Below are 12,131 nucleotides of genomic sequence, written 5' to 3' on the forward strand. Positions count from 1 at the left end.
CTCTGCCGAAAGAGTCTGGATTGCTTCGCGGAGCCTGTCATCGGGCCGCGCTCCGCGCGGACCCGGTGGCTCGCAATGACGGGGCGTTGAAGCACCTGAGCTGACTACCGTCTCCCGCAAAACTCCCTCATCGCAGCCGCAACGGCGCCCGCGACGGCCTCCTGCCGCTCCGGCGAATTCATCTCCATTTCCTCGTCGCGATTGATGATCGAACCGGCCTCGAGCAGTACGGCGGCGCTGTGCGTGCGCGACAGCACGACGAGCCCGTCATAGCGGTAGACGCCGACATCCTTGTCGAGCAGCTGGCGCCGGTACCGGCCCATCACCGGCAGGTTGTACTGGCTGGCATAGTGCAGGCCCTGCTCCTTCAATTGCCGGCCGATCATCCGGGCCAGCATCAGGCTGGTGGCAAAGTGCGGATTCTGCTGCGACACGAACAACGAGTGGCCCGAAAACCGATCGCTGAAATAGCTCCTTGCGCCGTCGAATTCCCAGGTCTCGAGCAGCTTGTCCGGCACCGAATCATGATGGACCGACAGGAACAGATCGGCGCGGCCTTCGTTCGCGGCACCGACGCGCTTGAACAGGCTCCGCCGTGCCTTGCCATCCGTGACGAGCAGGCGGGTTGCGGCAAAGCCTTCGGATTTGAGCTTGGCCGTGATCAGCCGTGCGAGGCGGAAGTTGAAGCCGAACTCCGGATCATTGCGCGCACTCAACGCGCCGTAGGAATCCGGCGTGTGGCCGACGTCCACGACGATCCGGAGTTTGGGCGTCTCGCATTTGGCCGGTGGCGACGGCTTCGGCCTGGGTCTTGCATTGTTTCGCGCGGCCGCGGCGTCGCCGGCATCGACAAGGGCGAGCGGCGACAGCAGGATCGACGCGACCAGCCCGGCGATGATGCTCCGCAATTGCCCCAAGCGCTGCTCCGCTGCCGTGATCCGCGGGCGATCAACGAGCCCACGATTTGTTTTCGGGAAGATTGGCGCGGGAGTGGAAAGACGTCAACGCAAGAACGGCTTCGTAGGGTGGGCAAAGGCGCGCTCTTCGCGCGCCGTGCCCACCATCGTGTTGCGTGCGGCCGAGATGGTGGGCACGCTTCGCTTTGCCCACCCTACGGCACCGTTCCTACACCGGCCGCTCCCCCTTCACCGTCACACGCGTGCCGGAGCGTGTGTGCGGCCAGTAGTCCCACATCGCGCGGTGCTGGGTGCAGCGGTTGTCCCAGAAGGCGATGGCGTTCTCGGTCCAGCGGAAGCGGCACTGGAACAGCGGGTTTTCGGCGTGCTGGTAGAGATAGGCCAGCATCGCATCGCTCTCATCACGCGGGATGCCGTTGATGTGGCGGGTGAAGCCGCGGTTGACGTAAAGCGCTTTCCTACCGGTGACCGGATGGGTGCGCACGACGGGATGCTCGGCGTGCGGATAGGAGGGACGGTCGGCGACGCCATAATTGGCATAGAGCCCGCGATAGATCGGCTCGCCATCGTGCAGCGCCGTCAAGCCGTCGAGATAGGTCTTCATGCGCTCCGACAGCGCCTCATAGGCCGCGTACATGTTGGCGAACAGCGTGTCGCCGCCGCGCGGCGGGCATTGCTTGATGTAGAGGATCGAGCCCATCGGCGGCTCGAGATCGCAGGAGACGTCGGAGTGCCAGCCCTCGCCGTTCGCCCGCGGCGAGTTCTTGTCCGCATAGATCTTCATCAAGGCGGGGTCTTCGTCCTCGTGCGGAGCTGCGGGATGGAAATGCAGCTCGCCAAACTTGCGACCGAAGGCAAGATGCTGCTGCGGCGTGATGTGCTGGTCGCGGAAGAAGATGACGAGGTTTTCGGCGAGCGCGCGGTGGATCTCGTCCATCTGTTGATTGGAACGGGCATCGTCCGAGACGAGCTTGCCGATATCGACGCCCGAGATTTCCGCGCCGATGATGGGTGTGAGCTTTTCGACGGCGATGGTCTCGTAGGGCGCGCCGTCTTCAGCGGTGTGGCGATAGCGCGGCCCCTGCTTGCCGGCGAGTGAGCTCATGGCGTGTCTCCCGATCGTTCTTGATTGGGAGACATCGTAGCAATGTAGGGCGGGTTAGCGAAGCGTAACCCGCCACTTCGCGTCCGCAAAAAAATAAGGCGGGTTACGCTGTGCTAACCCGCCCTACGATTCCGATGTTGAGGAGCGCCTATTCCGCCGCGGGAGCCGGCACCTTGGCGCCCTGGCCGTAGCGCTGGTCGATGTAGTCGATCACCAGCGCCTTGAAGTCGGCGGAGATGGTCGGGCCGCGCAGCGTGCGGAACTTCTTGCCGTCGACGAAGACGGGCGCGGCCGGCGCTTCGCCGGTGCCCGGCAGCGAGATGCCGATATTGGCGTGCTTGGATTCGCCGGGGCCGTTGACGATGCAGCCCATCACCGCGACGTTGAGCTCCTCGACACCAGGGTATTTCGTCTTCCAGGTCGGCATCTCGTCGCGGATGAAATCCTGGATCGAACGGGCCAGCTCCTGGAACGTGGTCGAGGTGGTGCGGCCGCAGCCGGGGCAGGCTGCAACCAGCGGCACGAAGGTGCGGAAGCCCATGGTCTGCAAGAGCTCCTGGCCAACCTGCACCTCGCGGGTACGGTCGCCGCCGGGCTCGGGCGTCAGCGAGATGCGGATGGTGTCGCCGATGCCCTGCTGCAACAGGATGCCGAGCGCGGCCGAGGACGCCACGATGCCCTTCGAGCCCATGCCAGCTTCGGTGAGACCGAGATGGATGGCGTAGTCCGAACGCGCCGCAAGATCCTGGTAGACCGCGATCAGATCCTGCACCGCCGAGACCTTCGCGGAGAGGATGATGCGGTCCTTCGGCATGCCGAGCTCTTCGGCGCGCGCGGCCGAGAGCAGCGCCGACTGCACCATGGCCTCGCGCGTCACCGCGCGCACGTCGCGCGGGTTGGGCGAGGCCGCATTCTCGTCCATCAGCTTGGTCAAAAGCTCCTGGTCGAGCGAGCCCCAATTGGCGCCGATGCGCACCGGCTTGTTGTTCTTGTTCGCGATCTCGATGATGTCGGCGAACTGGGTGTCGCGCTTGTCCTTGAAGCCGACATTGCCGGGATTGATTCGGTATTTGGCCAGCGCCTCGGCGCAGGCCGGGTAGGCCGCGAGCAGCTTGTGGCCGATATAATGGAAGTCACCGATCAGGGGCGTCGTGATGCCGCGCTTGGCGAGGCCGTCGCGGATGTGCGGAACGGCGGCCGCGGCCTCCTCGCGGTCCACGGTAATGCGGACCATTTCGGAGCCGGCGCGCGCCAGCGCTGCGACCTGGGCGATGGTGCCGTCGATATCGGCGGTGTCGGTGTTGGTCATCGACTGCACGACGATCGGCGCACCGCCGCCGACGGCGACGTTGCCGACCTTGACCTGGGTGGTCCGATGCCGGGGCGCCGGGCCCGCAATGTCTGAATCGAGAGGGTTTTCGAGCTTGTTCATGGCGGTCCAAATATCAGGTTTTGGTGACGTTCAGCAATGCATCGCGCGGCGCCGCAGCTGATGAGCTGGGACGGTTAACCAGAAAAAGCCCAGCAATTACAAGGACCGCTGCGGCCCCGAATGTCAGGCTGAGGGTGTCGTGCATGATGAAATAGCTACCCACCACGCCAAACAAAGGGGTGATGAAGGTAAAAGCGGACAATTTGCTGGCCGAATAGGCCTTCACCAGCGCGAACCAAAGCGTGAACGTGGTTCCCACCACCCAGATCGCCTGGAAAGCCATCAGGCCGAGCGAGAGCGGCGACGGAGTGTGCGTGATGGATTCGCCGAACAGCCAGGCCGCCAGCCCCAGGATCGGGATCGAGGTCGCGACCTGATAGCCCAGCGCCTTCTCGGGCGCGGCGAAGCGCAGCCGCGTGCCCTTGGCAACCAGCGTCGTCGCGGCCCACAGCGCGGCGCCGCCGACGATCATGAGGTCGCCGAGCAGAACATGCGAATCGACATTGGGCTGGGGCACGCCGATGGCAAACGCCACGCCGGCAAAGCTGGTGGCAAGGCCCAGCCATTGCGAGCCGCCGAGACGCTCGCCGAGCACCTGGTAGGAGCCGAGCGCAACGAAGAACGGCGCCGTGTAGAGGAACACCACCGCGCGCGAGGCGGAGGTGAGACGCAGCCCCTGGAAGATCAGCACGAATTCGATACCGAACATCAACCCGGCGATCAGACCCGGCTTCCAGGTGCCGTCACGTTCGAAGAAATTGACGCCGCGAAGGGTGCCGATCAGGAACAGCACCGGCAGCGCGCCCATCGAGCGGATGGTGGCCTGGAGCATGGGCGGAATGTCCGGCAGCACCAGCTTCACCGCGATCTGGTTGAATCCCCAGGTCAGGCACAGCATGAGCATCAGGGCGATGGCGCCGGCACTGAGGGGACGACCGGCGGACGGTATGGCTTGAGGTGCGGACATTTCTTCCCAAAAATCCGGCTTTGCGCCGTTGTTGCTTCAAGACATTTTCTGACAATGCGTGCAGACGCCCGTGATCTCCACCACAGACAGCTTTGGTGCGAAGCCTGAGCTGCGCGCGGCGGCGCTGAGGTCCTTGGCGAAGGACGCCGAGGAGATCTCACCGACCAGGCCGCAGCGCTCGCAGATCAGGAACGCCACCGCCGAGGTCGAATCGTGATCGTGGGCGGCGCAGGCAAGATAGGCGTTGCGGCTCTCGATGCGGTGCACGAGGCCGTTTGCCATCAGGAAATCGAGCGCGCGATAGACCGTGATCGGCGCCGGCCGCGCCATGGACTTGGCGAGCTCGTCGATGATCTCGTAGGCCCCGAGCGGGCGGTGACTGGCGAGCAAGGCACCCAGTACCTGACGGCGGATCGGCGTGAATTTCTGCGCGCGCTGCTCGCAGACCACCTCGGCATGCGCGAGCGCGTCCGCAGTGCAGCGGCCGTGATCATGGTCGGGCGCGGGGAATGCCGGCTTTGCGAGGCTCATGTACCCGTCTTCTAGCATTTTGGCGGGGGAACCCAAAGCACGACGAGCCGCCCGGCTGTCAGCCATGCTTCTCCCGCGGGACAGCATCGCGCCACCCTGCCCTGAAATAATCATAAGCTTGCTTATTATATCCAAGCTTATTGGAGACGAAGCTCATGTCCCGCGGGTCGGTCGACCAGAATTTCCTGTTCACGCTCGGTGAGCTCTACCGCCTCTTGCGCGTATATGCCGACAAGGAGGCGTCGCGCTTCGGCATCACCCGGGCGCAATGGGCGGTGCTGGCCAAGGTGGAGCGCAGCGAGGGCATGAAGCAGTCGGAGCTCGCCGAGCTCATGGAGATGCAGCCGATCACGCTGACGCGGCTGATCGACAAGCTCTGCGACAACGACTGGATCGAGCGCCGCAGCGATGCTTCGGACCGCCGGGTCAAGCGCCTGTACCTCAAGAAGGCCGGGCGGCAGTTGCTCGGCCGCATGAGCGGCCTGAAGTCGGAGCTGACGGCGAACGCGCTCGACGGCATCAATCTGGCGGATGCGCACCGCCTCCTCACCCAGCTCGAAACCATCAAGGAAAACGTGCGAACCGCGATCCAGACATCCGGCGCGGAGCAAGCACGCAAGGAGCAGCGCTATGGCTGATCAGGTCATCAAGTTCCAGCCCGAGCAGAAGAGCGACAGCGGCAAGCCGACCAAGAAGGCCGGCACCGATCCGCGCCGCCGCCTGCTGGCGGGCCTGCGCCGCCATCGCCGTTTCCTGCTCCTGGTCGTGCTGCCGGTCATCGTCGCCATCGGCGGCGTCACCTTCTATCTGCATGGGGGCCGCTATGTCGGCACCGACGATGCCTATGTCGGCGCACAGAAGGTGCTGGTGACGCCCGACATCTCCGGCAAGATCCTGAAAGTCGTCGTGAAAGAAGGTCAGGTCGTCAAGCAGGGCGACGAGCTGTTCGAGATCGACCCGGTTCCGTTCCGCCTCGCGGTGGATGAAGCCAAGGCACAGCTCGCCCAGGCACGCACGACCTACGACAACCTCGTTGCCAACATCAAGATCTACGGCGATATGCTCAACCTCGCCCAGCAGGGCGTCGAGCTGAAGCAGCGCGACGTCGAGCGCAAGCAGGCGCTGGTGAAGAACAATTTCGGCTCGCAGCTCGATCTCGACAACGCCGCCAACGCGCTGGTGACGGCCGGCGCACAGACGCAGTTCGTCAAGCAACAGCTGTCCAACGCCAGGACGCAACTGCTCGGCAACCCCGATCTGCCGCTCGAGCAGTTTCCTCCCTATGTGCAGGCCAAGGCCAAGCTCGACGACGCTCAGCGCAATCTCGACCATACCGTGCTGCGCGCGCCGATAGGCGGCGTGGCGACGCAGGTCGAGCAGATTCAGCTCGGCCGTTACGTCGCCGCGGGCACGCCGGTGTTCTCCATCATCGACGTCGCCCATCCCTGGGTCGACGCCAATCCGAAGGAGAGCGACCTCACCTATGTCACCGAAGGCCAGGCGGTCACGCTCGAGGTCGACGCGTTCCCGAACCATGTCTTCAAGGGCAAGATCGGCTCGCTCTCGCCCGGCACCGGCGCGCAATTCGCAATCCTGCCGCCGCAGAACGCCACCGGCAATTTCGTCAAGGTGGTGCAGCGCGTGCCGATCCGCATCTATTTCGACGACACCGACAAATATGTGCGGAAGCTGAAAGCCGGCATGAGCGTCTACGCCACCATCGACACCGGCCATCAGCGCTCGCTCGCCGGCCTGCTCGGCCTGTCGGCGACAGCGGGCCAAGACAAAGAACAGGACAAAGAATAAGACAAGGACTGGCGCGATGTCCGGCCCCAATGCCAGCCTGATGGTCCCCGGCCTGCGCCGGAACATGGTGACGATCTGCGCCATGACCGCGACCATCATGCAGGCGCTGGACACCACCATCGCCAACGTCGCTTTGCCCTACATGCAGGGCACGCTGTCGGCCTCGCAGGATCAGATCAACTGGGTGCTGACCTCCTACATCGTCGCCGCCGCGATCATGACGGCGCCGGTGGGGTGGATCGCCAACCGCTTCGGCCGCAAGCGCATCTTCATCATCTGCTCGGCCGGGTTCACGATGGCATCGGTGCTGTGCGGCCTCGCGCAGGACATCAACCAGATGGTGCTGTTCCGCCTGCTGCAAGGCGTGTTCGGCGCCGCCCTGGTGCCGCTGTCGCAATCGGTCATGCTCGACTATTACACGCTCCAGGAGCGCGCCAAGGCGATGTCGATCTGGGGCATGGGCGTGATGATGGGCCCGATCATGGGCCCCTCGCTCGGGGCCTGGCTGACCGAGACCTATTCCTGGCACTGGGTCTTCTTCGTCAATCTGCCGTTCGGCGCCATCACCGTGCTCGGGCTGATCGTCTTCATGGACGAGACCGAGAAGAATCTCAGCCTCAAATTCGACTGGTTCGGTTTCGCCGCGCTTGCGGTGGCGATCGGCGCGCTGCAGCTCGCTCTCGACCGCGGCGAGCAATTGGGCTGGCTGGAATCGAACGAGATCGTCGCGGAGTTCATCGTCTCGGCCGTCGCGTTCTACTTCTTCCTCGCGCACTCCTTCACGACCTCGACCCCGTTCATCCGCTTCGCCCTGTTCCGGGACCGCAACTTCGTCACCGGCTGCCTGTTCATGATCGTGATGGGGCTCGTGCTGTTCTCGACCATGGCGCTGGCCTCGCCCTACATGCAGAACGTGATCGGCTATCCCATCATCACCGCCGGCCTCTTGCTGGCGAGCCGCGGCATCGGCACGTTCTTCGCCATGATGCTGGTCGGCCGCATGATGCGCTACTTCGAGGCGCGCACGCTGATCATCTCCGGCCTGACGCTGACGGCGGGCTCGCTGTTCCAGATGACAGGCTGGACCGATCTGACCCAGGTGCCGGAGATCGTCACCGTCAGCGTCATCCAGGGTTTTGGCTTCGGTCTCGTCTTCGTGCCGCTCTCGACCGTGGCGTTCCTGACGTTGTCGAACGAGCTGCGCACCGACGGCACCGCGATGTTGACCCTGATGCGCAACGTCGCGAGCTCGGTCGGCATTTCCGTCGTCATTGCCGAGCTGACGCAGGGCACGCGGCGGACCTATGCGATCCTCTCCGAGCACGTCAACCCGTTCAACCACGCACTGCAGATGCCCAGCGTCAGCGGCCTGATCAATCTCTCCACCGACGCCGGCCGCGCCATGGCCGACCGGATGGTCAGCGTGCAGGCGCAGATCATCGCCTTCGCACACGACTACCAGCTGGTGATGCTCTTCGTCCTCTGCACCATCCCGCTCGCTCTGCTGATCGGCTCGACCAAGGCCACGCTGCGCAAGCAGGCGGCGGGGCCGGAACATGCGGTGATGGAGTAGCGGGAGATCTCGTGCCCCGGACGCAGCGCAGCACGCAGTGATGCGCTGCTGAGCCGGGGCCCAGCTTGCGGCACGCTGGGTCCCGGTTCTGCGGCGCAGCGTTACACGCTGCACCGCGCCCGGGACACAGCGGCGCTACAGCAACTCCTCGCAGCCCAGATCATCTACGGCCGCGAACACCCGCTCCAGATTGTTCCACCAGATCAGCGGCGGGATGTTGATGCTCCACTGCCAGACCGGCCGCGTGATCTGCCAGAGCACCGCCCAGCGGTAGTCGCGATCGAGCGCGCCGCGGGTATAGCCGGTGATGCCGCTCTCGATCAGCGCGTCGTGGTAGAGGTTGAGCAGCAGCCGTTCGAGCGCCTGCCGGCGTTCCGGATACCAATGCATCGCCATCATGTAGGCGAGGTCGTCGGCCGGAACGTCGATGCTCCACAGATCGAAATCGAAGATGCGCACGGTGTCAGCAACGCCCGCGCGCGGCAGCAGGAAATTCCAGACATGGGCATCGCCATGCGTGATGCTGAGGTGGCGGCGTGAATGGTAACGCTGGGACAGCCGCTCCGACTGATCGATGAGCCGACGGTAGATAATCCGCCGCTCCTCGCTGAGGCGATCGCCGAGAAGATCGGCAAAGCGGTCATAATGGCCCGCAAACGTCTCCATGCGTTGCGCGCTGTCCTCCACACTCGGCCAGGTGCCGACGGTGTCGCCGAGGCTCGGATGGTCCCACCAGGCTGCATGCCAGCGGGCCAGCGTGGTGACGATGGCGAACGTCTGCTCGCGCGACGGCGGCACCGGCCAGGTTGTCGCGATCTCGTGGCTGTCGGTGAGATCTTCCAGCAGCAAATGCCAGGCGAGGCTGTCCTCGTCGAAATGCCCGTCAAAGCAGCGCGGCACGAGTCCCGCCGGCATCTGCGGGACCAGCTGCGTGTAATACTCCACCTCGCGCCGGCCGCCATTGGCGAGGCGCTTGGCGAACGCGGCATTGGGAGTCTTGAGGATCAGCGACTGCGGAGCACCGGCGGATTCGCCGACATAGCGCAGGCCGAGCCTGACGATATGTGACACCACGGTGTCGCGCTGATGCAGCACCTTCACTTCGCGCACAGCGCCGGCGTCGAGCACGCCGCCCCTGCGCAGCGCGGCCGTCAGTAGGGCGGGCTCAACGACCGCCGGCAATTGTGGAGATGTCATGAACCACGATGCCCCTGTCCCACGCCATACTGCACGATCACCCGCCCGGGCACCAGCGGCTCGCGCCGGCTCAGGCTGCCGCGGTCGAGTCGCGCACGGTCCGCACGACGACCGAACGCAGCTGCTCGAGATTGGCCGCCATCCCGGCGATCGCCTGCCTCACATCCGCGGCGCGCGCGTTGACGGAGGCGGCATCGCGGCTGACGTCGCCGATCTTGGCCGAGACCTCCTTCGCCGCCGAGGCCGATTCGGAAATCGACCGCGTGATCTCCCGGGTCGCGGCATCCTGCTCTTCCATCGCGGCGGCGACCGAGGTCGCCACGCCGTCGATCTCGATGATGTGGCCTCCCATGGCCTCGACGGCGTCGACCGCGGCCTGGGTCGAGGCCTGGATCTCGGCAATCAGCCGCCCGATCTCCTCGGTCGACTTGGCGGTCTGGTCTGACAGGGACTTCACCTCGGCTGCAACCACCGCGAAGCCGCGGCCGGCCTCGCCGGCGCGCGCGGCCTCGATCGTCGCGTTGAGCGCGAGGAGGTTGGTCTGGCCCGCGATGCCGCCGATGAGATCGGAGACCTCGGCGATCTTCTTCACCGATCCGGCCAGCGCCTGAATGGTCGAACGCGCCTGCTCGCGGCCGGCGACCGCCGATTTGGTGACGCTGCTGGTCCGCGCCACCTGGCCCGCGATCTCGCGGATCGAGGCGCTCAATTCTTCGGCCGCAGCCGAGACGGCTTGCGAGCTGCCGAGCGCCTGCGTCGAGGCCGCCGCAACCGCCTGCGACTGCGCCGACAGCGACTTTGCGATCTCCGACAGGCCGGAGGCGGCTTGCTCCACGCCCTGCGTCGCCGCAGTCGCGGTATCGACCGAGCGTCCGGTCTCGCGCTCGACCGTCTCCGCCATCTGGTGCAGGGCCGAGCGCTTGGCGAGCGCCGCCGCCTGCTCCTGCCGCAATTGCTCCTCGCGCAGACGGGAATTCTCGACCGCCGCCTGCTTGAACACCACAAGCGCGCCCGCCATCGAGCCGACCTCGTCCTGGCGCTGCGCGAACGGAATGTCGGCGTCGAGATCGCCGGTCGCGAGCTTCTGCATCGTGTCCGTCATGCGCACGATCGGGCGCACCACGCCGAGGGCAACACCCAGCAGGCCGGCGGTAACGAAGGCGAGGACGGCAACGGAGACGCCGAGTAGGATATAGAGCATCGCGCTGTCGCGGTCCGCGGCCAGCTTCTCCATGGCTGCATTCTGCTTGTTCGCACTATCGACAATGCTGTCGATGACCGCGCGGTGCGCGGTATAGGCGTCCTTGAGCTGCCCATAGGCGCGCTCGGAGGCCGCAATGTCCTTGGCCTTGAGCGCCGGCAGGAGCTGATCCGACGCCTTCCAGAATTTCTGCACCTCCGCATCGGATTTCGACACCAGCGCGGTCTTGAGGTCGGCCGAGAGGCTGGAGGAGACCCAGAACGCCTTGCGCTCGTCGTATTCCTTGCGGAGCTGGACCAGGCGCTCGCCATGGGCGGCTAGCTGATCCGGCTCGCGCATGGCCAGCGTCGCCTCGAGATAGGCTTCGATGACATATTCGGGCGGCGGCAGGATGTCGGCGATGAGGTCGTTGCCGAGCTTGATGTCGGAATAGAGCGGACCGCCGACCTTGAGCTCTTTCAGGGCGTATAGGCTGGTCGAAACAATGGCGGCAAAACCAACGGCGAGAACGACGCCGAACGCGACGATCGCAGAGGACAAGGACAGACGAAATTTCATGAAACAATCCAGGTCAGCGTCGAAACTTCCGCCACCCTAGACGACTACGGTAAATACGGGATTGATTCGCGCGGGAATTGTATTTCGCGAGCCCCGCATAAATACGGGAATTGACGTCAACTCATCGGTATTGAGTCAGCGAGGCTGACGCACAAACGCGCAGAACAACGTTTGAGTTTGATCGATGCGCTGAATGAGATGTGCGTGCCGGGAGAGCAATCTTCCCCGGCACGCCCTGCCTTCACACGTCGAAGAACACCGTCTCGTTGTCGCCCTGCAGCTGCAGGTCGAGCCGGTAGACCGGCTTGCCGGCCTCGCGGACCGCAGTGAGCGTGGCCCGGCGGTCAGCCGGTACCAGCGCCAGCACGGGATCGGCGGCGTTGCCGGCCTCGTCGCTGAAATAGATGCGGGTGTAGAGATGCCTGAGCATGCCGCGGCCAAACACCGCAAGCAGGATGTGCGGCGCCTGCGGCTTGCCAGCGGGATCGGGCACGACACCCGGCTTGATGGTCTCGAAGGAATAGTTGCCGTCCTTGTCGGTGCCGCAGCGGGCAAAGCCGCGGAAACTCGCATTCGGCAGCGCGCGCTTGTCCTGGGGATCGGCGAAGCGGCCCTGCGCATCCGCCTGCCAGATCTCCAGCATGCAATCCGGCACGGCAACGCCATCACCATCGAAGACACGGCCCTCGATACGAACGCGATCGCCGGTGACATCGGGTGTCAGCGTCGAGTTGGTGAATGCGTCGTTCCACGCGTACTCGCCGGTCGGCGTCAGTCCGTATTTAAAGAACGGACCGACGGTCTGGGATGGGGTGATCCCGTCGGGCTTCACAGAATCCTGCAC

Annotated in this window: 11 protein-coding genes; 3 read left to right on the plus strand and 8 right to left on the minus strand. The window is 64.9% G+C overall.

Features of this window, described 5'->3' with window-relative positions:
• Positions 1-104: 104 nt before the first annotated feature.
• The 5 genes from ACNJYD_RS37705 to ACNJYD_RS37725 all read right to left on the minus strand — a co-directional run bounded on the left by ACNJYD_RS37705 (position 105) and on the right by ACNJYD_RS37725 (position 4,952).
• Positions 105-917: an N-acetylmuramoyl-L-alanine amidase gene (locus ACNJYD_RS37705; protein ID WP_439364942.1), complete on the minus strand. Its 813-nt coding sequence runs from the start codon at positions 915-917 to the stop codon at positions 105-107.
• 208 nt (positions 918-1,125) lie between these two features.
• A complete protein-coding gene (locus ACNJYD_RS37710; RefSeq protein ID WP_439364943.1) occupies positions 1,126-2,022 on the minus strand; it encodes a TauD/TfdA dioxygenase family protein in 897 nt (298 codons plus the stop codon).
• Between the two features lie 148 nt (positions 2,023-2,170).
• Complete coding sequence (gene ispG, locus ACNJYD_RS37715) at positions 2,171-3,454, minus strand: flavodoxin-dependent (E)-4-hydroxy-3-methylbut-2-enyl-diphosphate synthase (RefSeq protein ID WP_212255829.1); 1,284 nt, start codon at positions 3,452-3,454, stop codon at positions 2,171-2,173.
• A gap of 13 nt (positions 3,455-3,467) precedes the next feature.
• A complete protein-coding gene (locus tag ACNJYD_RS37720; protein WP_439364944.1) occupies positions 3,468-4,421 on the minus strand; it encodes a DMT family transporter in 954 nt (317 codons plus the stop codon).
• 36 nt (positions 4,422-4,457) lie between these two features.
• Positions 4,458-4,952 carry a Fur family transcriptional regulator gene (locus ACNJYD_RS37725; protein WP_439364945.1) on the minus strand — a complete coding sequence of 165 codons (495 nt, stop codon included), beginning with the start codon at positions 4,950-4,952 and terminating at the stop codon, positions 4,458-4,460.
• Between the two features lie 155 nt (positions 4,953-5,107).
• Here ACNJYD_RS37725 and ACNJYD_RS37730 point away from each other — a divergent pair, with 155 nt between their 5' ends.
• Genes ACNJYD_RS37730 through ACNJYD_RS37740 form a run of 3 tightly spaced genes read left to right on the plus strand, consistent with a single transcriptional unit; the run spans position 5,108 to position 8,331 of the window.
• A complete protein-coding gene (locus tag ACNJYD_RS37730; RefSeq protein WP_439364946.1) occupies positions 5,108-5,590 on the plus strand; it encodes a MarR family winged helix-turn-helix transcriptional regulator in 483 nt (160 codons plus the stop codon).
• The gene (locus ACNJYD_RS37735; RefSeq protein WP_439364947.1) at positions 5,583-6,758 is read left to right on the plus strand and encodes an HlyD family secretion protein; all 1,176 of its coding nucleotides are present in this window, start codon (positions 5,583-5,585) and stop codon (positions 6,756-6,758) included. The genes ACNJYD_RS37730 and ACNJYD_RS37735 overlap by 8 nt, the downstream gene beginning before the upstream one ends.
• A 16-nt stretch (positions 6,759-6,774) precedes the next feature.
• On the plus strand, positions 6,775-8,331 hold the full coding sequence (locus tag ACNJYD_RS37740; protein WP_439364948.1) for an MDR family MFS transporter: 1,557 nt from the start codon (positions 6,775-6,777) through the stop codon (positions 8,329-8,331).
• 135 nt (positions 8,332-8,466) lie between these two features.
• Here the strand turns inward: ACNJYD_RS37740 and ACNJYD_RS37745 are convergent, their stop codons facing one another.
• The 3 genes from ACNJYD_RS37745 to pcaG form a co-directional block, all read right to left on the minus strand.
• Positions 8,467-9,528: a phosphotransferase gene (locus ACNJYD_RS37745; RefSeq protein WP_212255824.1), complete on the minus strand. Its 1,062-nt coding sequence runs from the start codon at positions 9,526-9,528 to the stop codon at positions 8,467-8,469.
• A gap of 70 nt (positions 9,529-9,598) precedes the next feature.
• Complete coding sequence (locus ACNJYD_RS37750; protein WP_212255822.1) at positions 9,599-11,287, minus strand: methyl-accepting chemotaxis protein; 1,689 nt, start codon at positions 11,285-11,287, stop codon at positions 9,599-9,601.
• 241 nt (positions 11,288-11,528) lie between these two features.
• On the minus strand, positions 11,529-12,131 hold the full coding sequence (gene pcaG, locus ACNJYD_RS37755) for a protocatechuate 3,4-dioxygenase subunit alpha (RefSeq protein WP_260381325.1): 603 nt from the start codon (positions 12,129-12,131) through the stop codon (positions 11,529-11,531).

Source organism: Bradyrhizobium sp. SPXBL-02 (genome assembly GCF_051853065.1).
Lineage (GTDB): Bacteria > Pseudomonadota > Alphaproteobacteria > Rhizobiales > Xanthobacteraceae > Bradyrhizobium.